Origin of the sequence: Rhodococcus sp. DK176, assembly GCF_038447315.2 — a bacterium.
Taxonomy (GTDB): Bacteria; Actinomycetota; Actinomycetes; order Mycobacteriales; family Mycobacteriaceae; genus Rhodococcus_F; species Rhodococcus_F jostii_A.
Window position 1 is genome coordinate 40087 of sequence record NZ_CP118323.2, and the last position, 24182, is coordinate 64268.

Consider the following 24182-nt stretch of genomic DNA (forward strand, 5'->3'; position numbering starts at 1 on the left):
GACCGGTCGACTCCGCGCGATGGCGCGCGAACACACCGGCGAGGGCCGGTGCCGGCGGTGCGGGTTCGTCTACGCCAGTCAGGTGCGTCTATGCCCGACGTCGCGGCGGATCGCCGCCGAACTCGAGACCCGCGGCAAGGCGCCCGTGACCCAGCCCCACACAGGTCAGGGGCTGTGCACGGGTAAGGGTTCCGGTTGGACCGTCACCGGAACAACAGCCGCGGCGTGGAAGCGTGCGATGGCGGCCTGCTCGGTGTGCCCGCTACTCGCGCAGTGCGAGACGCAACTGGAGGACAGGCTCGCTACTGGTGTGAAAGTTCGCGAGCAGATCATGGCCGGACGGCTGTTCACCGTCACCGGCCGCGAGATCGAAGCCGCTGGGGTCGATGCGTTCGCAGTTGCCCGAGGGAGGACGAAGAAGAAGCAGAAGCCCCCTGCCCCAATCCCGGCCCCCACTCCGGCTCCGGCGCGGCAGCCCGCGCACTTCGGGAACGGGGCGGCATGAGAGCCCGCACGGGTTTCCGCCTGTTGGACGCGCCCGCACAGAATGCCCTCGAACTGCCGGCCAGCGACAACTCAATCCGGAGATCCGAGCAACTTCTCGCCGAATGCCCTCTGGTGATCTCGGCTGAGGCGCCGACCCTGAGTGTGGGCGCCCGAGAGAAGCTCACCGATGTCATCGACTTGGTCGTGACGAACCCTGAAACGGCTTCCGTTGAGCAGATCCGTGAGGTCGCTTCGCTCGCCCGTCTACTTCTCCGCCGACATCCCGCGTAGCAGTACAGATTCAGCGCGCTTCAGAACAGGGCAAATCGGTCCCGATCACCCAATCTTGTCGCGCCCTCACTGGAAGCGGGGTCGCTGAAACCCGCGGCCAAGTCCGTTCAGTCCTAATACGCCGAATCGTTCACGAAAGGCAGTCCCCTTCGATGACCACTTCCGTCACACGCGACACACCGAAGAGCGCCGGTTACCCGTATCGGTTACAGGTTCGAACTAGGGTTTCCTCATGGCACAGCACAACAAGGGGCCCCGCGGTCAGATCGCTACTCGCGCACCCCTCAGACACCACAAGGTTTACGAGAGTCGGGCAGCCGAACTCGGCATCCCTGCTGGCGACTACTCCGTGCTTATCCTCGCCATCACGCATGGGCTCGACATCCCGGATTACATCAGCGAGAAACTTCGACCAGAACAGCTCCGGCTACTCGAAGTCGAGGCATCAGAGTCGTTGCACCAGATCGAGCAGTTGGCGATGGGCGCATGAACGACACCTAGACAGCGAACAACCCCCAGGGCTTGGCGGCATCGGGGGTTGTCCGGTTATGAAATTTCGGGACCTTGCCAGCTCCCTGACCACCACTACCTCGGAAGGAAGAGGCGGTGCTTACTCGATGATAACGCATGGCCGTAAATCTGGCCTGCCTGCGAACATCCACTCCGTAACGTGTCTGTCTCAACGAGACCACAAGTCGGCCGCAGCGCTCCCGCTCCTACATGCGAACAGCGATGCCGCTACCCCTGTGTCGGCTTACCAGGGCGCCCATTACGCGACGGAATCTGCGGGTTCTGAGCTGCGACTTCCGGTGCCGCCTATGCGCGCACCGGCCCTTCTACCTGAGGAGGGCGGTGTGCCTACGGAATAGCGGCTCGGAACTAACTCGATAGCTAATTCAAGAGCGGCGGTACAAGCCAAAGGGACCCCGGCGGGGGTGGGTTTATCCAATGAATCCCGATGGGAGGACTGGCAGGTCCTCCCCGTCTAGGGCGATCGTCTGGCAGGACGGTCATTCCCTGAGGTGAGAAGAAGAAGTGAGCAGCCTCTTCGACTCGGTACTGCATTCCCCGAAGGGACTTACCTGTGGTAGGTACGTCTCAGGGTAGCGCATACCCTGAATACCTCTCAACGGTTCAACATTCCGATCTCGGCGTGTCGTGGGCTAAATCACACAGCTCGCCGATTTCCCAAACCCCGCAACCAGCAACGCAACCACTTCAGACCCCGTGGATTGACGAGCTGCGACAGCTCAATACGGACACCGATCAGCGCGGAAAATCCTGGACGCTGCCCGTCAATCCCGGTCAAGAAGCAAGCATCCCGATCTGGACAAGCCGCGACGGATGGATGCGACAGGTCCGGTACGCGATCACCAAGACCGCCGCCGGCCGCGCCGCAGCCGCCCGACACAGAATCGGCGTCGAAAGTATGGTTGCCATCGCTGGCGCGCACGCGTCGTCAGCCGACTCGAAAACTGGGCGCCGTGTCACTGCCACAGTCCAGAACCTCGCCGCCCGCGCCGGCGTGTCCGAATCGGTGGTCAAACGAGGTCGCCGCGTGCTGAAAGCACTACACCTCGGCTTCGAGCTGGTACGGGGCCGCACCCTGACTACGCGTGAATTCCAAGCCGCCGAAGTCCACCACGGTGGGCGTCAGCACCGTGCTGCCAGCGTATGGGCTCTATCCTCCCCACCTGACCTCGTCGCAGCCACCCCCGCTCCCCCACCACCAAAGAAGCGCGGCAGCTCCCACCGCAGGACACACCGCGCGACGAAGCAGGTTCGCCACACCACCCCGACGGGTTCGAATCCCAATCCCCAAGCCCGCGACCGTGACCCCCTATCTTTGAGTGGTTTTTCCCCGAAGGGGATCTCTTGTAGAGAAGTAATCACCAAACGCGCGTGCGCGCGAGAGAATCAACCCTCATCCTCGAATCAGACGAACCCACGCCCAATAAATCTCCAACGAGCCGCCTCCACCCTGGTCGCGGCAGCTCCAGTCATCGCACCCAGCGGCCACATCGGCACCGTGTGCGACGTCATCGATCGCGCAGGAATCGACACCACCCGCTGGACTGGACGGGATATCGCCCAAGCTTTGACCGCTGACACCGTCTCGCGAGGTGAGCTCTGGCCAGACACAATTCGCTCGCCAATCGGATATCTGACCTGGCGTTTGTCCAGAGTCGACTGGTCCGGCCCCTCCCCCAGCGAGCAACGCGCCGCGGAGGCTGCGCACAGCGCACAGCGCAGGGCTGAGCGTGACGCCGAACGCGAGCGAGCTCGTCGCGCAGCGGCGTCGCCTGAGCACCGAAAAGCGTTCATGGAACAGATCCGCGCCACACTGGCACCCCAAAAGCAGGCGGCCTAACCATGCCCATCGATCCTCGGCGCACCGTCCACATACGGCAACGCTGGTCGCACCGGCCGCGAACGATCACCACCGCGCCGAGCGAGGTACCACTTGCCACCGAGCCTCAGCCATATACTGCGAAAATCATCGTGGCCGACTCGCACAGAACGGAGTGCGCTCGTGGGTAAGAAGAACACCGTGTCCCGATCGACCCAACGCCACCCACGGGTCTATGTCAGCCGAGTCCAGGCGCCTCCCCGCATCAGCCGCAACGCAGACTCGATCCGCGAGCGTCTCCGCAACGGCGCCAAAACAGTCGTGGTTGACACTGCAGGTCAGCTAATCGAACTCGACGACAAAACCTTCGCATCGGCCGGCGACGAGTGGACCTTGCGGTTTACCGCTGGATCGCAGGCACGGATTCATCTCGACTCACCACTGCCCGCGACCGCGCACATCGTCGCCACTGACGCGACGACCGTGGAAGTCACCGGGCAAGTTCATGTCTGGGCCTACACACACGCGACGGTTACTGCCTTCGACCAGTGCCGCGTTGTAGCTCATAATCACGCATTCATCAGAGCGTGTGACCACTCGGTTGTGTGGGCCGACGACAACGTCGTTGTCCACGCCTACGACGAGGCCACGGTCCAGGCTAGAGATCACGCGATTCTCGCCCTTTCCGATGAGGCACGCGCAGTCGTGGAAACCGCAGTCGTGGTTCGCGGTCCAGCTCGCAAGAACGTCACTATGAGGGACACATGATGCCTGAGCGTGGGCAGACGCAACTCTGACACCGCACCACCTGCCCACCAGTAGTTCCGAGATGGCCTCGTACGCCTGGTAATCGAAGTCGACCCTCTCGCACAGCAGGCGGTTCACTCCCCATCTTCGTGGATGAAGACTTTTCAACGGCGCACGACCCCAGCGGTCGCGCTCAACGGGCACCGCGTCCTTCCCGGCTATTCGGCAGCCAAGTAACGCTGACCTAGTGTTGCTAGCAATGCGAGCTAGCAACACTAGGTAGTTCTGGCTATTGCGAATAGTTAGGCGAGCGTTGATACCCGGGGCTACCTACGGTTTCTGTCACGTGACGGCAGATATGGACGTCGCCGAAATCTCACCGGACGGCGCGTCGTGATGGCGCCGTGGTCGATGTCCGTGGTGGACTGCGGATATGCCCAAGAGCCGTGGCCGCCGCAAGGGCGGCAAAAGCCGACCCGTTCGCCGTGCTCCTCGGCAACTTCACCCAGCCGATCTTCTGCTGCTCGACGCCCGGCAACTCCTCGAAATCGACGGTGTGCTCACCGCCGAGACCTGGGCCAGCGGGTGGCTCGGCGAGGCGTGGTCGACGGCGGCACTGACCGAACACGAACCCGAGCACCTACTGTGCATGCAGGTCACCGGCCGAGCATGCTCCACACCGTCCCCGCACTCGCTGGCCGCGGTCGACGCGCTCGCGCGGGTCGCACCTGCGGCCGACCTTTCCATGCTGACCGACACCCTCGGCATCTTGGCCGAAACCCAACCACTGCCGGCCTGGCACACCGTCGCGGCGTGGACTCCGACCGCAGCGTGGCGCGCGGTCGACGTGTACGAGAGCGAACGGGTCCTGTTCATTGACTACGACGGACCTCACCCACACACATTGATGGCGAATATCTACCAGGTCGGCGGGCCGATGATCGACAAGCTTGCTCTCCTGAATCCTGGCGCAGCCACCACGTGGGACCAGCTGCGCGAGCCCGACGAGGCACCGATGCCGCTCCAGTCGGTCCCGGTCGCCGAGGTGCTCGCCGATCTCGCGCACGCGTTACGCACCACCGACATGACCTGGCCCCGCACCGCCGACGAGGACTTTTGCGATCACCGGGCGCTGGCATGGTCCCGCTGCCGGAACTACCTGCCAGAATGGCCCGAACACGTCGGACTTCCCGAGCAAAGGCGCCGCCAACTGGTCGAGGACTTCCTCAACGACATCGGAAGCGACGACGAGGTGAGCCGGTCGCTGGCCGAGCTGTTCCTGGACTACGGCGACGGCTACATAGGCGCCGGACCGCTGTGTTGGAGCCCGGGCGAGGTGATGCTGCTGCTCACCGATTGGCTTCCCCGCAAAGCAGTCCTCGACGCCGACCAACGCAACGCACTGCCCTTCGTGTTGCGCCGATGGCTGACCTTCGCGCTGACCCAACAGGAGATCGACCGCCAATGGATCAGCCGCGTCGTTGATGCTGTAGACACCTTCCTACCCGAGTTCCATGACGCATTCGACGATGAAACTACCTGGGGCCCGGCCAAACAGGTGGCCGCAGCGCTCACCGAGCGAGGCGTCGACCTCACCGACCGCCAAGCCGTCGACGACGGCATTCGGCAACTCAACGCCGAACAACTCGCCCACCGATTACTGCCCTGAACCGTCGGCTCTGTGCACACCTGATTCACACGTCCTGCCGCTTCCTTCTTAACCCGGGGGAATGCTTTCCTGCGACGCGCTGTCCAGTGAATTTGCGCTCGTTGCGAAAGCGATGTAACCCACGGTGCGATGCTAGGCATGCTACGTAGCGTTGCTAGAGACGCTAGATAGCAAAGTAACGCTATTGCAGAGATCTCGATTAGCTATGCGAGCGTTGATTGCTCGCGTGCCGACGGCTGCTAGGAGCGACATAGTAGCTAGCGGTATAGCGACCGTTGCACTTACGCCGCTGGCGGAAATAGCAGTTCTCGCTCACAGAGATTGGACCGCTAGCCTAGCTAGCGGAGCGCCGCTAGCTCAAGAATTGTGCTTGGTGGATCCGGGGCGAGGTCCGCTCGGGGCGGCATGTCGAGCTGTGAAGACTCGAAGCCGGCCTGTTCTGTTTCCCCGGGTTCCGCCCGTGCCTAGGCGGATGCGATCTGGTGGAGGGGTGCGTTTTGCGTGACGGTGCCTCGTGGCATAGTTGCGGCCGACGACTTCCTGACCTGCTGAAATATCAACGCTAGCTCCGATAGCATTGACGGGATCCGCTTTGGTAGCAGGGAGGGAAGCGCAAATATCCGGTCTAACTGGGCTATCGGCTCTAGTCTTTATAGCGCGGATAGTTCTGCTATGGCGACGAACGCAGCTACTCGTTGTAGCGCAGCAATTCCCGCAATCGTCGCTATCAGAGAGACATCAGCAACGATATCTACCGGAGCTAGACGCCGTATGAGCGCTATAGTTGCGCCGCTTTCTATGGTCGCTTGCATATCTAGTCCGACTTGCCTTTCGAGCATTTCTAGGCGGCCTAGCCTCAATAAGCTGGCTATGCAATTTAGGTGTCGTAGGAGTGCTTGCAGAGCTATGAGTGCGAACGCATCTACGAGGGCGACGCTTGCTAGGGAAGTTCGGCTATCGATCGTTGCTGCCATCGCTATAAGCGCAGTCGTATCTAACGTCGCTATCAGAACTAGTGCAGTAACTGTTGCGAGCAAGGCGATTACAGAAACCGTAGATAGGGTCGCAACCATAGAGACCCTATCTACGTTTGCGTCCGCAGCGTCGATCGCTACGAAAGCGAAACTAGAGACACTAGTTAAGCTATGCACGCTAGCGCGCCTAGCAAATAGCGCTAGCGTTGCTCGGCGTGTCGAGCTAGCTCAGCAGCCAAGCCTGGCTATGCTCCCTATGCGAGCGTGCGGAGTTGCACTAACGCTCATCGCGCGCATCTGGAAGTCTCCTGGCCTCGACGGAACGGAAACCAAGTCATGACACGCAAATGCGCGGTCTGCAATCAGAAGGGGGGAGTGGGCAAGACCGCCACGACCCTCGGTCTCGCGAGCGCAATAAGCAACGCCGGCGGACACGTCCTTATTGTCGACGTCGACCCCCAGGGTAACGCCACCAACGGCGTGGGCGTCACCATCACCGACGAGATGCTGACAACCTACGACCTGATGAGCCGAACCGAGTCGGGCACGGCGATTGACGCGGTCATTGCTACCCCATGGGACGGCGTCGATCTGATCCCGGCCGATCAGACGCTCGCGAACATCGAGTCGGATGGGGCCAACGACCTCATCTTCCGCCTCGACATCGCCTTCGAGGGCCTCGACCTCTCCGCCTACGACGCAGTTCTCTTTGACTGCCCACCGTCGCTTGGCAAACTCCTCTTCGCCGTTTTCTGTGCAGTTGATGGGGTCATTGCAGTGACCGAGCCCACCATCGACAGCGTTCAAGGCGTCACGAAGCTCTTCGAAACCGTCGAGAACGTCCAGCGACGACCCAACCCGAACCTGGCTATCGACAAGATCGTTCTCAGCCGACAGCGGGGGACAGGCGAGCACCGATTCCGGGAGAGCGAGCTGCGTGAGGTCTACGGCGACCTCGTCGCGCGCACCACCATCCCGGAATACGCCACGCGGCAGGACGCACACAGCGCGCGCACCCCGATCCACAAGTTCACGGGCGGGAAATCGCTGTCATTGCAGCTCGCCTACACCGACCTTCTCAACGAACTACCCATCAAGACCGCAGGAGCGACCGTATGAGCGTCCAACGTGAACCCGCTATCCGCAGGCCGGCGCACCCTGCCGCAGATCTTCCTGAGCGCCCCCGGGTCGTCAAAGACCCCGCCCCGGCCGCCGTCGACGAGCAACCGACCCAGCTTCCGGCCGAATCGGCCATCAGGTCTGTCGCCGACGTGCCCGTCACGCCGGTCTTGTCTCCTGCGCCGGAGGCGGCATCGCCTGTCGAGAAGCTCAGCGAACAACACAACGTGCGGTTGCGGCCCTCGACCAAGGCGCGCCTGACGCGCGGTGTGGACAAGCTGCGCTACGAGACCGGGGACCGGAGCATCACCATTTCGTCGGTCACCGACGCCGCGCTCATCGAGTACCTGGCCAAAAACGGCTGCTAGCACCGATAGCGCCACTAGCTATCGGTGCTAGGTGCGCACTTGTGGTTCGAGATATGCCCACCGCAACGCATCTTGCCGAGCTGACATAAGGAGGCCCCCGCCGATTGCGCCGGCGGGGGCCTCGTGGACCGGGAACCCGTGGAAGGACACCCCGATCATGAACGACCTTAGTATCCGAGCAGCACGAATCCAGCTGCGCGCCCTGATTGCGGCCCTAATCGTTGCGATCGCCATTGCGGTCGGCATCACCACCGGCGCGTTCGTGCTGTCGTTCGCCGTGCAACGCGACCTCGCATTGCAGGCCGGAATCCCTCATTACCTCACCTGGATCTTCCCCGCCATCGTCGACGGCGCAATCCTCGGCGCAACGATCGCCATCGTTGCGCTCAGCAAGATCAACGGCAGCGCAACGGGGAAGCGTTTCTTCCTCTGGCTCGCAGTGGTCGTCGTCTTCATCAGCGTCTTCGGCAACGCCTACCACGCCTACCGCGCCGGGGAAGCAGCTGCGCGGAGTGTTGCAGCGGGCATCGACCTGGGATACACCCCACTGACTCCAACCGGCGCCTCGCTCATTGCAGTCATTCCGCCACTTTTGGTCTTGGCTTTCACCCACGGCGTCGGAATCCTCATCAAAGCTATCGGCACCGCCCACACCGAGTACACCGCGGTCGTCCGAGACACCCACGACCGCGAACAGCAGGACAGTGAGGGCACTACGACCGGTTACCCGACGGTGGCGGCCGAGTCGATGCCGGCGTCCGAGCGGAACGTCGGCCATCTTGCGGCCCTCGTTGCTCCGAGCATTGCGCCGGACCCCGACGTTGCACAAGACCCCAACGTTGCGCCGCGCATTGCTCAGGCCGTTGCGCAGGACCGCAACGTTGCACAGGACCCCAACGTTGCGCCGCGCATTGCTCAGGCCGTTGCGCAGGCCGCTGACGTTGCAACGGCAGACGACTCCTCGGCACCCGACGACAGCCGTGAGACCGCCGCGGCCGGACCTGAGGGTTCCACTGTCGTTGCGGATGCCGCGCAACCAACCGAGGCGAACCCAGATGACCTCACCTATGTTGCGACCCTCACCGAGGAGCACGTTGCGCCCAGCGCACTGGACGGGCGCAATGCCGATGCACTGATGGTCGGCAATGCGCAGGAGGACTCGCAAGAGCAATTCGTGTTGCCGGACGAGGCCCAGACCATCGAGAACCTCCTCGACTTTATCGACACGTGCGCCGACTTCGAGCCTGTAGTGAAAGAGACGGCCCGACTGCGAATCATCGAACAGCACAGCTACGCGGAAATCGCCACGCTCACGCGGGCCAAGGCCGCAAGCACCGCAATGCGCCGATTCGACAAGGTTGCGCAACGTGCGGTCGACGCCGGGTTCCGCACGCCCCCGTTGCCGGAGCTCGAGGAGATGGCGGACGGACGCAATGCGGCAACACTCGATCCGCAGTACACATTGGTCGGGGCACCGTGATCACCCGCCCCCGGCAACGCGGCGACGGCCAGCTCGTACTCTCCTCGGCTCCACCGGGGAGACGACCCGACCAACAGAACGACGCGCGCCCCACCCAGCAAATTCCGAACCTCCGCAACAGTCAGCGCCTCTGATCGCAACACAGCCCGACGTTGCAGACCAACCAGTTGAGGTTGGCAACGCAACGCCTGGTTGCGGAGACGCAACGCCGACAGTACGAGATTTGCAACGCGGGCGCCCGATTCGGATGCAACAGGCAATCGGACGTGTGGACCGCATTGCGGATGCAACACCATCGCAACGTCGGCGATCATCTGCGCATTGCAGGTGGGCGGGCGCTGCGTTGCATGCTGGACGTCGGTGACTCATACAGTTCACTCGAGAAGAGTGGATGAGGGAGCGGTTGTGGAGTGGTTCGTGTCGTTTTGGGATCTGGAGATTCAGCGGACATCGGTGCGCGCGGGGGAAGCGTCCGATCGCGATGACGCCATGGCTCAGGTCATCGCCGCTGGGCGCGACCTGGCGTGCCGTGACGACGGATCGGTGGTCAATAAGTCTGCCCACATCCGCATCGGAACCGAGCTGGCGGTGGTGACCGGGTTCGACAGTCCACGCCTGGACGACGAAAACCTGCGCTGCCGTATCGAGGCGGCCATCGCCGCGAAGCAGCAACACGCCCGCATGATGGAGCAACGGGTATCCGTCGAGCTGCCGCCCACCGCGGGTGCAGATACCCCGCAACTCGATCCCGAAGCGGGGGAGTAGATGGGTGGTGATCGTCCCGACGGGTGACCGCGATCGATCGCGCCACGAAAGTCGAGTGCGATTCTCGTCAAACGCCATCGCGGCCGCTCGAGTCATTCGACGGTGCCGCGGACATCAGTGTGCGTATCGACGCGGGTACGTCCAGTTGCTGAACGGTTGGCGAACCCATCTGGTGCGGCACTTCTGGCAGAGAGAGAAGCAGGCACGATTTCATCACGGTGACGTAAGTGCCGAGCCTGTCGATTGTCCATTTCTTCGCCGGCGACCGGATGCGGTCGGGGATCGCCATCATGTGCGGCAGGGCTGAACACACGGCTCAGATCGCTGCAAAACCTGGCGGTGCGCGGCGCCATCGATCGTGCGCCGAAAGCTCCGCGACCGTAACCCCAAAGAGGGATAGCTAGCCCCGCTACGCTAGCTAGCATCGCAGTTAGCTGCTCGTTCGACGTTTCGTTTGAGTACGGCCAACATCCGTGCCTGCATGATCCAGACAACCAGGGGAAAGAGCCAGTAGAAGACGAAATGTCCAAGCCATTGAGGGCGGACGACTTGATAACCGCCGATCACCAGACGTGTGCGCCCGCCAGGCAACTCATTCAGCAGGAAGCCTCATAGTCCTTCCGTTGTAGGCCGACGGCCTTGGCTGCTTGGGATCAAGACTGCGGCCTCGAAGATCGCTCAACCCGCGCGGTCTCAGGAACCGATTCGGTTCCAGCGCTGCGACCTCCCAGGCGTCTACGGGGCCGTGGCGGCGTGTCCAGTACTTCGCGTAGTCGCCGAGGGCGAGGTCCTACCACTTGGGATGCACTCGGGCACTCGGGCACTCGGGCGACCGGCGTTGTCCAGGTGGTCCTGGGAATACCACCCCCACGATTCCCGCCCAGCTATACCAGCCACGGCCAGACCTGATCCGGCGGGGCGTCGATCGTGACGGCCATCGCCCCGCCGCTTTCACCTCGTGGAAGCCGGCCGGTGATCGGAACGCGCTGAGCTGCACGGTCCCGATAGCCCCGTCCGGTGAAGACGTCCCGAATCGGGGTGACGAAGGGGACGGCTTCCGAGATTGATCGGTTGTTTCTATCGAGGCGGCTGCGTCTATCATTTGTTCCTTCTTCGGACGCTCTCGGACCCCGGGCGGGCTGTCGCCGGCGACCTTTCGTGGTCGAATCGTCGAGTGCCGCAAAACCCGTCCGAAAACGTTTGTAGGCCGGTACTTCCGGTCGTCGAGTTCGGCAAACCCTGCAAGCAATGACCGGCCGCGAGAAATTCTGGGGGGGTGCGGTGTGTCGGGTAGGTCGTTCGACTTTCAGGTCCCAAAATTGCGGGCATGGGAATCGTTGCTTCCCGCCGCCGAGGGCGGCCCAGTAAGGGAACCCGTGCTGTGGTCAAGGCGCTGGTGCCCCCGGAGCTCAAAGAAGCAGCTGCCAGGGCCGCGAAGGCACATGGCATGACCGCGAACGACTACATCGCGGCGCTGATCGCGGCCGACACCGGCCTGACCGAGCTGATGGCCTCGATTCGAGAGAAACAGGCCGCCACACCAATCCGCGGAACCCCGCAGATCAGGACCGTGACGGAGCACCGGTCTGGGCCGTGAGTGGCGACCTGCTGCTCGTCGCGATCGTGAGAGCAGATCGTCCGCCGTCAGCGATGATCTCAGGACTCCGCCGGAACGAGAAACGTCAACGCGACACCGAACGCCCCGACGGATCAGTGCAAGTTACGCACTATTTTTTTCACAAAGGTCACGAAGGGACAGGCCGATGACCCGCACCATCGCACTGGTCAACCATAAAGGTGGTTCCACCAAAACCACGAGCACCGTCAACCTCGCCCAGGCCCTCGTCGAAGCCGGTTACACCGTCCGTGTCGTCGACCTCGACCCGCAGTGCAACGCCACCACCTGGCTCGGCGCCACGCCCGAAGCCGTCGACAACGATGTCCTGTCGGTGCTCATGATGGTGGCGAGCATCGAAGATGCCACCACAATGACGGCGTCGGGGATCCACCTCGTTCCTGCCACCAAGGAACTCGACTCCGTCGGGCCCTACTTCCTCAAGAAGCCCGGTGCGCACGGCGTCCTGCGCAAAGCCCTCGCGGCCGCCCCCGACGTCGATTTCAACCTCCTCGACTGCCCCGGAGACTTCGACCACCTGACCATCAGCGCACTCGTCGCCTGCACCGAGGTGCTCGCCGCTGTCATGACGGGAGCGATGGAACTCGAGGCGCTCATGCGGATCGAGAACTACATCACCGAGCAGGTCGAGTTGCTCAATCCCACCGCACGGCTCAATCACATTCTGTGTGGCCGCGTCGAACTCGGCCAGGTCATCGACCAGCAGGTCCTTGCCGCGCTCCGCGAGAGTTACCCCGACCAGACGATGCGCACCATCATCCCGAAGTCGGTCCGTGTCAGCGAAAGCTACAGCGCCGAAGAACCCGTCGTCAGGTGGGCACCGTCGTCCTCCGCGGCCCGCGCCTACCGCGACGCCGCCCGAGAACTCGTCGAAAGGGGCCTGCGATGACCGTGACACGTAAACCAGGACTCGCCAACAATCCTCTCGAACGCCGTCCCCAGTCCCGCGCGGGCGTCCGTCAGGGCGGGACGTGCTCGAGAACTCGTCGGAAGGATCTCCTGATCAGCGTGCCACGTGAGCCCGGACTCCCCAACAGCCCCGTCGAACGCCGCAAGCGGCGACTGCCGAACCTGGTCGAACAGGGCGTGGACGTTGCTCGAGAAGCAGCCACTATCGCCGAACCTCAGCCGGGGTCGGTGGTCCTCGGTGAGGAACAGAGGACCACCACATGGGTCCCTGTAGACACGAATCAGGAAATGGTTTATCTCACGCGCGCCAAGGTCGAGGACGGCATGAATGCCGTCGCCGCGATCGGTCATATCGCCGGCGCCCCCGACAGTTGGTCCAACCTTATCGACGAAGCCCTCGCCCACTACCTCGCCGTTCTCGAACGCAAATACAACGATGGCGAACCCTTCCCGCCGCGCAACACCGAAGTTGTCCGGGGACCAAGCATCAACTAGCACCCGAGTTCACCGGGTCGGCCGCGCCGCTCGATGCCCCGGTGGAGCATCGGGATACGGCGGCTAAGGATCTCGACGAACTGGCGACTTCTCGCGTCGCTGCAGCTGGTGTTCGAGCACCGTGAGGGGGTGCACGAGCTGCTCCATGCTGGTGCAGGCCGCAGCCGCGAGCTGCTGGGTCGTGGGGTCATCCACCGCTGCGGCTGTACCGCCGAGCTTGTCAGCGCGCCGGGAAAGCGAGCGAGCCTCGCGCAGGAGCGCGGTGATCGCTTTCGCGAACGGGAGAATCAGGACTGTCCATGTCGTTGTCTGCCATGTCGTAGATTGATTCTGCGCTGCACCACAACACCGATCGAGCCACGACATCAGTGCTGTAAGCGGATCCGCTAAACGCGAGAGCGACAGGGCTGAGGATTCCGACACGTTCCAGAGAATCACCCCGCCGCCACGACGTTGAGAACCCGCAGGCCGGATGCACGAAGACGTGACACCGAGCCGTGGAACCTACCCGGTTGCAGGTTCTCGTTCCCCGGGTCTGCGGTGTGACCGGGTTTGTCACCGGATATCAGTGGCGGTCTGCACGATTGGGTGCGTGGGGTGTGCGTCAGGGGGCGAGGGGTAGCCGCTTCCGGTGGCTTTGGCGTGGTACATGGCCGCGTCCGCGCGACTGATCAACGTCTGCCGGGTTTCCTGCGGTCCGGCGAGTGCGATGCCGACGCTGGCGGTGAACCGAAGTGGGTGTCCGGCGGAATCGGCCCCGAGTTGTAGGTCGGTGATCCGGGTGGCGAGAGTGATGGCCTCCTCGACCGAGGTGGTGCCGGGGCACGCGATGAGGAATCGTCGCCACCGATCCGGGCCACGGCGTCGGTGGGGCGCACGACCGACCGCAGTTGTTCGGCCAACAGGATGAGGGTGTCGTCTCCGACGGCGTGGCGGCTTTGTCGGTTTCGTCAGTCAGAACTCGACGGTGCGCCTGCTGATTCCGCTGGCGACTCCGGTCGTGATTCGGGGCAGTGACGAGCCGAACCCGAGCGTCGTCCATCGCTGGTAGCGCCGCCGGCAGCCGATACCCCTCGAGCCGCGACGGTGTGTCCGTCCTCGCCGAGGACGAAATGTCGGCGAGACTTTCGACAACGATCCACCGTCAGCAAAAGGAGGGCATGGTGGCCAGCCTCATTTTCAACGGCGTCACCTACGACATCAGCCAGACCAGATTCGAGGCCACCCGCGAGCTGCTCGCCCGGTTCGCCGAGGGACACACCACAGGAGTTGCCATGTCCCTCACCCACGGCGGCGCCCGACACCACCTGTACATCACGCCCGGGGTGCCCATCACGCTGGTGGAGTGACGAGTTCGGCCGGATCCTCCCCGGCGGGATCGCCGTCTTCGCGCCGCGGCGGCGCTGCGACGGTCATCGAGCGGCGCCACGGCCACCATCGGAACCGTCCGCAACACACTCGGCACCGCACACTGGGGCAACTATGCGAGCAAATTTGCGTGCGAAGATATGCGCAGGAAAGCACGTAGCGGGTAGGGTGATCTCCGCGCACGTACACGGGCGGCACACCGAACACGAGTGGGTGGGTATGGCGAAGGTGGAAAAGTCCGAAGGCGGCACCCGCCGCCCGGCCGGGGGTGGACGCAGAGGCGCCGCGGGGCCGGGGGAACGCGGTCCCGGTGCGGGAGGCTTCCCCGACGCAGGCACGCCGAGTCCGGAGTTGACGGCGAAGCTGGAACCGCGGAAGGGACCGACGAAGGTTCCGCTCAATACCCGGGTCCTGGCCTCGACGGAGGCCCGGTTGAACTGGCTCGTCAACGATCGCAAGTCCACGGTGACCAACGTCGTGGACGTGGCCCTGCAGGAGTTCTTCGACCGCTACCGCGTCCCTCCGGCCGATCTCGACGGCCGGATCGCCGAGCAGGACTTATGAGCGGTCCGTGGGAGCAGATTCCTCTGTTCGGACTGCCCGAGGCGACCCCGCCGACGTCTCCCGATTCCGCCGTTGCGGTGCAACACTCACCCGTTGCGGACGCAACAGCAGTCGACGTTGCACTCCAGGAAGCCGGCGATGAAGCAGCATCGAACGATGGCGCAACGGAGACCAGCGTGGCGGACGATGCCGCCGAGTCGGTCGCAATGCCGACGCCGGTGTGGGAGTCGTTGCCGGTGGGGGAGGACGCCGACGGGCACGCTCTGATCGTGACCGCCGCGGGAACCTACTCACCGTCCGGGCGGGAGTTGACCGGGCCGGTCGACTCGGTTGAGAAGCTGGACAAGCTGATCCGCTGGGCCGCGCTGACCCCGTTGGGAGCCCCCGCGCAGATCTGGGTCGTCGGACAGGCCGCGTGCGAGCTGCTGGGGTGGATCATCGACCCGGGTAGCGAGGACGACGTCGACGACATGGAGGCGCTTCGCAACCGTGCCGCCCAGGAATTGACTGCCGTCCTCCACGCCACCCTCACCCCACTGCTGAACGCGGGCTGGGAACTGCGCGGCGACCCCGGGCACGTGGTGCACCTGTCCCGCTCGATCGGCAAGTTCACCTCCATGGTCGATGTGGTGATCGAACCCTACGTGTGGACCTACTGGAACAAGGACTTCGGTTGGCACAACCGGGTCGGTGACATGGGGATCCTCGGCTCACCCACCGCGGGAACGTATCTCCCGGACGACGACCTCCCGGCGGCACGGGAGCTCGGTCGCCGGTTGGCCTGGTGCGCCCAGCACCTGGGGGTGCTCCCGGGACCGACGCCCGCGCGCACCGGCGCCGCGATCGTCGACAAGATCAAGCGTGAACGCACCCGTAGCGGTAAAGGCATCGTCGTCACCGCACCTGGCTCGGTCCCACCCCTCGATGGCCCGCCGCGGGGAGATCTCGAACCCGCGGTCGGCTGGACCCGCGTCCCCGACGCGCAGGATTTGGACGGGACGAGCCGGTTGGTGTCGATCGATCAACGCGCCGCCTACCTCGCCTCCGCGGGCATGCTCGAATTCGGCTACGGGCAACCCACACACCTGACCGGTCAGGCGGCGGCCGCCGCGGCGGTGGGGGACAAGGGTGCCCCGTTCGGGCTGTGGCGGATCACCCTGCCGCCCGGTCAGGCACTGTCGCTGCCCGAGAAACTCCCGTTGCCGCACCCGCACATGCTCGCCGACCAACCAGTGCAGACCTGGGTCACCTCGGTCAGCCTCGACGGGCTGTGCTCACCGGTGGTGGACGGAGGAATCGGCGCCGACCTCGACGACCTGGACATCACCGAGGCCTGGATCTACCCGCAGCAGGGCCGGGCGCTGGACAAGTGGGCCAAAATCCTCCGCGAGGCCCGGAAAGCCGCGGTGGACACCGACGACGAAGCGACGAAGCGGTTCCTCGGCACCTGCTACAAGGGTTACATCGGGCGAATGGTCAACCCGGACATGTGGACCGCGAAGCAGATGCAACATCACCACCAACCGCTCTGGCGGGCGGCGATCATCGCGCACTGCCGGTGGCGGGGCCGCCGGGTGGCGATGCGGATCGCCCGCGAGCACGGCCGCTGGCCGGTCCGCACCGTCACCGACTCCTGGGTGTACCTCCTCGCCGATGGCGAGGACATCGCCGACCCGAGCGAGGCGCTGGGGAAGATGTCGGTCGAGAAGGACGTGGTCCTCACCGACACATTCCTGTCCGCCTTCACTTCGGCGCAGGACGTGCACGACGTGAACCTCGCGATCAAGGCGGCGTTCGCCGACGACGAGCTCTCTGAGGGAGATCTCTGATGGCCCTGCATCTTCCGAAACCGCGGACCACGAAGCCGGCGCAGCAGGCGGTCGGCCTCGACGGCCTCAAGGTCTCCGTCGCCAACGCCGCGACCAGCGGTGTCGAGAAGTCGAAGCAGGTCAAGAGCGGGGGACTGGCCGGCCTGACCAGCAAGGTCTCGGTCAAGCAGCTGCGCAAGGAGCTCGGCAACGAGGGCCTGCGTCAGGCGGCGATCGATGCCGGCCGCACACCCCCGTCGGCTCGCACGTTGCGCCGGTGGGCGCAACAGGGCCGCATCCCGCACGCTGATGTTCTCGAGCGTGCCCAGCGCCGTGCGGCGATCGAACGCCTCGGCGGTGTCGATGCCGTGGCCGCGAAGATCGGGCGGTCCCGCTCCGCGGTCTCGCGGTACCGCTCCGGGGAAACGAACGAGCTGCGGGCGGACGCGAGCAAGAAACTCAGGAACGTCAAGGCTGAGGACATCATGAAACGCGCCGGCGTGCTGCGCCCGGACGGAACCCCGAAGAAGGCCGTCATCCGGGTCAAGGGCGGCGTCATGGTCCGCAACGGCGCCGACGAGGGCTACGACTACCGGGTCCGGACACTGGATTTCGCGAACTCGGACACACCGTTCACCAGTGAGGAGTCCCGCGAACTGGCCGCCGCACTGGCCAACGACGATCACGCCCGAGTCGTTGCACTGCTCGAACGGCACGCCACCCTGGACTACCCGGAGAATAAGGGTTTCGACAAGTACAGCGACCAGTTCGGGTTCCACTTCGACCACATCGATTCGGTCCATATCGACTGGATCTAAAACGCTGGGGACTCCCCACCAGCCCGCCGCGGCACGGGTCGGGTGGCCCCGTGTCGCATCGCATGTGAAAACCCCCGATTCCGGCCCATTCTCGCCGGTCAGTGCCCTCAAAGGAGCGGGAGCGCCCCGACACCCCGTTGAGGGGAAACGCCGAAATGGGTGAAGGTAGGCATGAGTGTCCCTTCCGGTAATCGAGGTGCCAATGCCCGCCAGACGTTCGAGAACCCGTCGCACGGTCGCACTGATCGCCACTGTGACCGTCGTCGTCGGCGTCGCTCTTACCGCACCCGCGTTCGCCAACGCCGCCCCGGTGGGCTGCGCGGCGACGTTCAACCTGTTCATCCCCGGAACGTGGGAGACCAACGAGAACGCCGACCCGAACCAGCCCGTGGGCATGCTCGCCCCGGTCGCGGAGTCGATTAAGGCACAGAATGGTGCTCGGGCGCAGATTTACTCGCTGCCGTACATGGCGCGCGCGTTCGACAACGGCCACACCTACGCCGACAGCAAGACCGACGCGGTCAGCAAGGCCACCGCCGTGCTGGAGTCCTACGCCGACAAGTGTCGGGGCGCGAAGATCACGATCACCGGATACTCCCAGGGGGCTGACGCTGCAGGCGATCTCGCGTCGGCGATCGGAAACGCTCGAGGGCCGGTCGAGGCGGACCAGGTCCTCGGTGTGGCGCTGATCGCCGACCCGGGTGCCGGCACGAAGGGCGCCGCACCGGTGGGGCCGAAGACCTCCGGGGAGGGGATCGCCGGTCCCCGGTCGCAGGGCATGGGCACACTGTCGGGGCGGGTCGCCTCGATCTGCGATCCGAAAGACCTGTACTGCTCGATCCGCAAGGGCGCCAACCCGTTCCTCGGATCGCTCGGGTCGATCCTGTCGAAGACCCCCGGCACCACCGGTGCCGATCAGGGTGGGGGTGGTAATGCGGCGGTCGCCCACGCGCTGACTTCGGATTTCAGTGGCGCCGACCTGCCCGGTCTCGGATCGAATGTCGACGCGCTCGGAAGGCAACTGTCCGGCACCGGCACCGGCGGGACGGTGGATGTGCACCAGGTCGCCGACACCGCGACCTCGCTGTCCAAGACGCTCAGTCCACTGGTCGACCTGTTGCAGTCCGGGGCCGCGAACACCGCCGCCACCAGCACCTTGGCCGCAGCACCGGTGGGCACACCGGAACACGCGGCCGCACAGGTCCTCACCACGGCCGGCCACGCGGACCTGACCGGTGCACTCGACTCGGTGGCCACGATCGCGAACACCGCAGCCAAGCTCGCGAACAATGGCACCACCATCCTGCCCGCCGCCGCCCCCGAGATCTCTCAACTCGCGGGTACCGCCGCGACCCTCGGTGACCAGATCGCACCCGTCGCCGCCACCCCGGCAGATGCTCTCTCCTCCGCGTCGAGTGTGCTGTCGGTCCTCAAACCGAAAGTCGTCGTCGACCAGGCCCTGAACGTCGTGACCGGCGTCACTGCCCTCGATATACCGAAGATCCTGCACAACCTGATCGTGCTCCCGCAGACGATCGCCGCAGGCGATGTCCGCGCCGCCCGCGATACCGCCCGAGCGCTGAACGTGCAGTTCGAACCGCTGGTGAAGATGGTCGCCGGTGTCGACCTGAAGTGGGTCTCCCACATCCTCGCGATCATCCCGGACCCCTCCGGCTACACCCAGATCGCGGCGCTGGTCACCAGCATCCTCGGCAACGTCGACGTGATCAAGCTGGCCAACATCGCCGGCCAGGCCCAGGAAATTGCGTGGGCCGCCGCGGACAAACTCTTTCCCCCGCCCGGGGTGCAACCCGACCCGGTGGGTGCTGCCGCGCAGACCACGGCGTTGATCCCACTCGGACTCGACCTCGCCTCGGTGGCCGCGAACATGCTCACCGGCAAAGCCGGCAAGACCGACCCCGCGCTGCTCGGCAAGCAGGCCAATCCCGTGGGCAACGCGATCACCACGCAGGCGCAGAGCCTCGACCTCGCAGGACTCGCTTCATCGGTATCGACGATGGCGCGCTCGCAGGGGGCCGAGGATCTCGCCGCGGTAGTCGGCGAGGGCCTGACCGCGGCCAGCTTCTTCGCCTCCGGGGCACACCAGAGCTACCAGAACCTGGTCGTCGACAACGCCGGCCGCAACGCCATCCAGTGGGTCTCGGATTGGCTGAACCTGCAGATCACCCGCGCCGTCTGACGATCCGACCGCGTCCGAAGTCGAATAGGAGCACCGGAAAATTGGCCGCTCGAGTACACCGCCCGACCTCCTGTTGGGTGACCTGCCCGCACTGCGACAAACGCACCTACTTCACACGCAAGGATGCCCGCGCCGCCCGCACCCATCACGAAAAGCGCCGCGGCCTGTCGATCTACCCCTGCCCACACCAACAAGGGGGCGGCGACCGCTACCACGTCGGACTCCGGCCAGAAGGGTTGGGCCGCGGCGCCATCGACCGCGACACGCTCGCGGCCAATCAGCGGAGGGCGCTCTCCGAAGGCAGGTTCGCAGCCGGGGGTGCGCGGTGACACTGATGAACGCCACGGGATCACCGACCACCCCGATCCCACTCGACCCCGGCGACCGGATCCGCTTCGGCCTCGAACCCCGCCGCCCCTACACCGTCCGCGCACTCTCAGAGCACTTCGTTATCTGCACCCGCCAACGCGACTTCGCCACCACAGGTGACTTCGTCTACACGGTCATCGACTGGCGGAACGGAATCCGCGGCCCGATCAACGTGATCGGGCACAGCATGGACGTGAGCACCGATGAGCGGTGCCGCGACCTCCTTCACGACCTCGAAGCCGGCCGGTGGGAAATCAGCCACCGCAACCGCGTCCAACTCGACATCCTCGATGGAGGCAAGCCCTGACCGCGCTCACACACGAGAGAACTTATCGCGCCACGGATCTGGTCCCGGTCCTCCGGCCCCCGCCCGACGGTCACCGTGAGGCAATAATGCGTAACATCATTGGGGCGCCCATGGTCAGATGTTCCGTACCTGAGATGACGTGCAAGCTGCGACGCCGTCGCCGTCGCCGTCGCCGAGCCAACATCGATACCGCCGCACCGCCGGCTTCATTAGGCATGGGTTGCCACACCGAAAATGACACCATTGAACCTGAAGGAGACGGTCGCTGAGCTGGGCATTCGACTGGAGCAGCGGGCGTAGTGTCGTGCGCCGTTTGGCAAGAGCATACGACGTGGGTCGGGTTGGCGCCTCGGGAAAAGGAAAGGGTTGCCGACGGGCTGAACGTATTCTTCCCGCAGCATCCATCCAGTCTGAAACGCCAGCTCAGCTCAGTTTTGATCCGAGAACCTGTCGGAGTACCACCCGCTAGCATCGATGTCGCGGACGGTGAGCAGGCCTTCGAAGAGTCAATGGTTGGCAGTATGGAGTCATGTCTCGGACCAGCCCCACACTTGCCAGAATAGGATCAGTCCCGGTCGAGGAGATCGCCGCTCGCATCCTTCAACACTGTCTGATCGAAGACGGCTCCATCCTCACCCCTGATCGCGGGGTGTGGACCGCGGTGAACCTGCGAGAGCTTCACCGCGAGTATGTCGATGCCCCAGATGTGTCGGCAAAGAACTTCGGGGAGAAGCTCGCCAGCCAGCTCGCAGACACCTCAGACCTGGCCCGTCAATTATTCGCGGAGCTGTACATCCTCAACGTGCTCCCGCTCTACAATTTCCTCCAGACAACGAAGGTCGGGTACATCCAAGGCGTGCTCGACGAGTTGAAAACCCCGGTCGACATACCCGACGACATCGCACATGCGTTCAGCGGCGGCGTGTTCAACGGAGGGAGGGCATTCAGCAGTCGGCGGTGGGCGCAGCTGTCATTCTTGGTCGAGTTTGCCGAGTACTTCAAGTCGCAGTCCATTGCGATTCGAAGAGAAGCTGCGGATCATCCGAACGCGATGAAGCAGCTCGTCTTCGAAGCACCCGGCCACCGCGAACCGGCACAGCGACAGGCCCTGTTGTACATGTTCCACCCCGAGTACTTTCTGCCGATTGTCAGCACAGCGCAGAGACAGCTACTCCGTGACAAGCTGGCGGCGGACTACCTCCCGACCGGGGCAAGCGACGACCTCGACGCTGACCTGCGTGCAATCGATGATGCAGTCGTCGCCGAGACGGGCGGAGCAGTGGACTACTACACAGAGCCCTGGGTCTCTCGTTGGAAGCCGAAGGCGAAGAAGGACGCGACGAGCGGCGTCGCGCCAGCGGGGACCGTTGATGAATCGGGCGACGAAGACGACACATCCGAGGCGCAGCCGTACTCCGTCGCGGACATCGTCTCGGACGGCGCGTTCCACCCGGCCGACCGTCTCCAGCAGATTTTGAAGCGGTGGGAGAAGAAGAAGAACCTAGTCCTCCAAGGTGCGCCCGGGACCGGTAAGACTTGGCTGGCGAAGCGGCTCGCCTACGCCCTGATCGGATCCGCAACCCCAGAGGCGGTTCGGGCCGTCCAGTTCCACCCGAATACGTCCTATGAGGACTTCGTTCGGGGCTGGAGACCAACCGCGGGTTCTGACGGTGCTGGCCAGCTCGTTCTCAACGATGGTCCGCTCCTTCAACACGCAGAGCGAGCACGTCTCCAGCCGGACATCCCGCACGTGATCGTGATCGAGGAGGTCAACCGAGGCAACCCAGCCCAGGCTTTCGGCGAGATGCTGACCCTGATCGAGAGCACGAAACGGAGCCCGAAAGATGGACTCACACTGGCCTACCCACGGTCAGAGACGGAACAGTACAACCTCCCCGAGAACCTGTTCATCATCGGCACGATGAACATCGCGGACCGGTCGTTGGCTCTGGTCGACTTCGCACTCCGCCGACGGTTCTGCTTCGAAACCCTCGAACCCGCCTTCACACCGCAGTGGGCGGAGCTGTTGAGCAAGCGCCTCCCGAACAATTCCAATCTTGTGAACAGCATCAAGACGAAGATCGACGCGCTCAACACGCAGATTTCCGAAGATCCAACGCTGGGGGTCGCGTTCCGAATTGGGCACAGCTTTCTCACACCTGCTGAGACGGAGTCGAACGGCGCTGAGTGGTTCACAGGAGTGGTGGAGAGCGAGATCGCGCCGCTCCTCACCGAGTACTGGTTCGACAGCCCTGACACAGCCGACGCGGCGGTTACGGCTCTGCTCGCATGATCACGGTCGGAAAAGGCAAGACACGGATCCCAGTAAGAAGTCTCTGGCTGCTGTTGATCTACGCATCCGACATGCTTGAAGACCTCCGGACAGACGAGCGCCAAGCGCTTCTCGCGGGGTCACGAGACGCGGACCTCGCCGATGCGATCGCCGAAGTACTCGTGGTGGAAGTCGAACGTCGACTCCGGCACAACCTGACCGTGAAGTATCGAACCAGAGTCGATGACCTCACCAGGGTGAGAGGGAGAATCGACCACCTCCGGACCAGCTCAGCGCGACTTATGGACCGAGGCCAGGTCGCGTGCCGTTTCGACGAACTCACAGCGGATACCGTCCGGAACCAGTTCGTCTGCCGGGCGTTGCGCTGGGCGAGCCGGATCGTGCAATCCACGCCACTTGCATCTCGTTGTCGGACAGCTGCATTCCGAATGGAGCGACTCGGCGTGACGGACCGCGCCCCGACCCGATCGGAGATGTCCCAGGACCGGCTCAGCCACCACGATGCTGCAGACCGACGGATGCTCGACGCCGCGAAACTGATCCACGATATGGCGCTGCCAGTCCACGCTGCCGGGAACCGTGTGCTGCCAACCCTCGAGCACGACGATCGCGTCCTTCGAGACCTTTTCGAGGACGCAGTTCGCGGCTTCTTCACGTACAGCCTCGACCGCAACGAGTGGAGGGTGTCTCGATCTACGCTGGTCTGGAAAGCCGCTGGTGATGCGACCTCCCTCGCCCTGCTTCCTCAGCTCAAGACAGATACAGTCCTGGACCAAAAGTCCTCCACGAGGAGGATCGTGGTAGAAACGAAATTCACTAACGCCCTCACGGTCCACTATGGATCAACAAAGGTCAAGCCCGGGTACATGTTTCAGCTGTACGCGTACCTGATGTCGCAGACTGGGGCAGGTGATCCAGCCGCGGACAGAGCCGAGGGAGTGCTCCTCTTCGCGCTCACCGAGGGGCAGCCACCGGTGGAGAGCGAGGTGGAGATCCAGTCACACCGTGTCCGGGTGCTGTCAGTCGACCTCTCCGGCACTCCACCCGAGATCCGTGAACAGTGGCTGCGATGCGTGAGCTGACAGGGCGTATTCGCCTCGTCGCTGACGCCCGATCGATAGTAAGGTCAGTAACGGTCGTGCTGTATAGCTTGCGGCAGGTCCCGC

General features: G+C 64.1%; 22 protein-coding genes and 1 pseudogene. 20 read left to right on the forward strand and 3 right to left on the reverse strand.

The annotated features are described in order from the left end of the window. The first annotated feature begins 19 nt into the window (after nucleotides 1-19). From PSR88_RS38970 to PSR88_RS39005, 8 genes are all read left to right on the forward strand, one after another. Entirely contained in the window at nucleotides 20-505 is a 486-nt protein-coding gene (locus PSR88_RS38970) for a hypothetical protein (RefSeq protein ID WP_016881274.1), read from the forward strand. Nucleotides 506-1009: 504 nt separating this feature from the next. Beyond that, the gene (locus PSR88_RS38975; RefSeq protein ID WP_016881276.1) at nucleotides 1010-1267 is read left to right on the forward strand and encodes a hypothetical protein; all 258 of its coding nucleotides are present in this window, start codon (nucleotides 1010-1012) and stop codon (nucleotides 1265-1267) included. A 2043-nt stretch (nucleotides 1268-3310) separates the two neighbouring features. After that, complete coding sequence (locus tag PSR88_RS38980) at nucleotides 3311-3895, forward strand: hypothetical protein (protein ID WP_011600540.1); 585 nt, start codon at nucleotides 3311-3313, stop codon at nucleotides 3893-3895. A 412-nt stretch (nucleotides 3896-4307) separates the two neighbouring features. Continuing rightward, nucleotides 4308-5543 carry a hypothetical protein gene (locus PSR88_RS38985; protein WP_016881279.1) on the forward strand — a complete coding sequence of 412 codons (1236 nt, stop codon included), beginning with the start codon at nucleotides 4308-4310 and terminating at the stop codon, nucleotides 5541-5543. Nucleotides 5544-6853: 1310 nt separating this feature from the next. Continuing rightward, the gene (locus PSR88_RS38990; RefSeq protein WP_016881280.1) at nucleotides 6854-7636 is read left to right on the forward strand and encodes a ParA family protein; all 783 of its coding nucleotides are present in this window, start codon (nucleotides 6854-6856) and stop codon (nucleotides 7634-7636) included. Next, a complete protein-coding gene (locus PSR88_RS38995) occupies nucleotides 7633-8004 on the forward strand; it encodes a hypothetical protein (RefSeq protein ID WP_016881281.1) in 372 nt (123 codons plus the stop codon). The genes PSR88_RS38990 and PSR88_RS38995 overlap by 4 nt, the downstream gene beginning before the upstream one ends. 157 nt (nucleotides 8005-8161) lie before the next feature. Further along, nucleotides 8162-9484, forward strand: a complete 1323-nt coding sequence (locus tag PSR88_RS39000; protein ID WP_016881283.1) for a DUF2637 domain-containing protein — start codon at nucleotides 8162-8164, stop codon at nucleotides 9482-9484. A gap of 405 nt (nucleotides 9485-9889) precedes the next feature. Next, the gene (locus tag PSR88_RS39005) at nucleotides 9890-10249 is read left to right on the forward strand and encodes a hypothetical protein (protein WP_016881284.1); all 360 of its coding nucleotides are present in this window, start codon (nucleotides 9890-9892) and stop codon (nucleotides 10247-10249) included. 67 nt (nucleotides 10250-10316) lie between these two features. On the opposite strand, the gene PSR88_RS39010 is transcribed toward PSR88_RS39005, so the two are convergent. Continuing rightward, the gene (locus PSR88_RS39010) at nucleotides 10317-10541 is read right to left on the reverse strand and encodes a hypothetical protein (protein WP_016881285.1); all 225 of its coding nucleotides are present in this window, start codon (nucleotides 10539-10541) and stop codon (nucleotides 10317-10319) included. Between the two features lie 1089 nt (nucleotides 10542-11630). Here PSR88_RS39010 and PSR88_RS39015 point away from each other — a divergent pair. The 3 genes from PSR88_RS39015 (at nucleotide 11631) to PSR88_RS39025 (ending at nucleotide 13289) form a co-directional block, all read left to right on the forward strand. Beyond that, entirely contained in the window at nucleotides 11631-11846 is a 216-nt protein-coding gene (locus tag PSR88_RS39015; protein WP_016881286.1) for a hypothetical protein, read from the forward strand. Between the two features lie 166 nt (nucleotides 11847-12012). After that, entirely contained in the window at nucleotides 12013-12774 is a 762-nt protein-coding gene (locus tag PSR88_RS39020) for a ParA family protein (RefSeq protein ID WP_016881287.1), read from the forward strand. Beyond that, a complete protein-coding gene (locus PSR88_RS39025; RefSeq protein WP_029538544.1) occupies nucleotides 12771-13289 on the forward strand; it encodes a hypothetical protein in 519 nt (172 codons plus the stop codon). The genes PSR88_RS39020 and PSR88_RS39025 overlap by 4 nt, the downstream gene beginning before the upstream one ends. Before the next feature lie 63 nt (nucleotides 13290-13352). Here PSR88_RS39025 and PSR88_RS39030 read toward each other — a convergent pair whose 3' ends face one another. Both PSR88_RS39030 and PSR88_RS39035 read right to left on the reverse strand, forming a co-directional pair. After that, on the reverse strand, nucleotides 13353-13727 hold the full coding sequence (locus tag PSR88_RS39030; RefSeq protein WP_157180095.1) for a hypothetical protein: 375 nt from the start codon (nucleotides 13725-13727) through the stop codon (nucleotides 13353-13355). Nucleotides 13728-13844: 117 nt separating this feature from the next. Beyond that, nucleotides 13845-14167, reverse strand: a pseudogene (locus tag PSR88_RS39035) (diguanylate cyclase domain-containing protein). A gap of 282 nt (nucleotides 14168-14449) precedes the next feature. Here PSR88_RS39035 and PSR88_RS39040 point away from each other — a divergent pair. The 9 genes from PSR88_RS39040 (at nucleotide 14450) to PSR88_RS39080 (ending at nucleotide 24098) form a co-directional block, all read left to right on the forward strand. Further along, entirely contained in the window at nucleotides 14450-14638 is a 189-nt protein-coding gene (locus tag PSR88_RS39040) for a hypothetical protein (protein WP_037196428.1), read from the forward strand. A gap of 238 nt (nucleotides 14639-14876) precedes the next feature. Then, nucleotides 14877-15221 (forward strand): hypothetical protein, encoded by a 345-nt coding sequence (locus tag PSR88_RS39045; RefSeq protein WP_237723940.1) that lies wholly within the window; start codon nucleotides 14877-14879, stop codon nucleotides 15219-15221. Continuing rightward, complete coding sequence (locus PSR88_RS39050; RefSeq protein ID WP_016881292.1) at nucleotides 15218-17050, forward strand: hypothetical protein; 1833 nt, start codon at nucleotides 15218-15220, stop codon at nucleotides 17048-17050. The genes PSR88_RS39045 and PSR88_RS39050 overlap by 4 nt, the downstream gene beginning before the upstream one ends. Continuing rightward, a complete protein-coding gene (locus PSR88_RS39055) occupies nucleotides 17050-17847 on the forward strand; it encodes a hypothetical protein (protein WP_016881293.1) in 798 nt (265 codons plus the stop codon). The genes PSR88_RS39050 and PSR88_RS39055 overlap by 1 nt, the downstream gene beginning before the upstream one ends. A gap of 202 nt (nucleotides 17848-18049) precedes the next feature. Further along, on the forward strand, nucleotides 18050-20047 hold the full coding sequence (locus PSR88_RS39060) for a cutinase family protein (RefSeq protein ID WP_016881294.1): 1998 nt from the start codon (nucleotides 18050-18052) through the stop codon (nucleotides 20045-20047). 77 nt (nucleotides 20048-20124) lie between these two features. Continuing rightward, entirely contained in the window at nucleotides 20125-20376 is a 252-nt protein-coding gene (locus PSR88_RS39065) for a hypothetical protein (RefSeq protein WP_016881295.1), read from the forward strand. 5 nt (nucleotides 20377-20381) lie between these two features. Then, the gene (locus PSR88_RS39070; protein ID WP_237723941.1) at nucleotides 20382-20723 is read left to right on the forward strand and encodes a hypothetical protein; all 342 of its coding nucleotides are present in this window, start codon (nucleotides 20382-20384) and stop codon (nucleotides 20721-20723) included. A 529-nt stretch (nucleotides 20724-21252) separates the two neighbouring features. Continuing rightward, entirely contained in the window at nucleotides 21253-23016 is a 1764-nt protein-coding gene (locus PSR88_RS39075; protein WP_016881297.1) for an McrB family protein, read from the forward strand. After that, complete coding sequence (locus PSR88_RS39080; protein ID WP_016881298.1) at nucleotides 23013-24098, forward strand: 5-methylcytosine restriction system specificity protein McrC; 1086 nt, start codon at nucleotides 23013-23015, stop codon at nucleotides 24096-24098. The genes PSR88_RS39075 and PSR88_RS39080 overlap by 4 nt, the downstream gene beginning before the upstream one ends. Nucleotides 24099-24182: the final 84 nt, after the last annotated feature.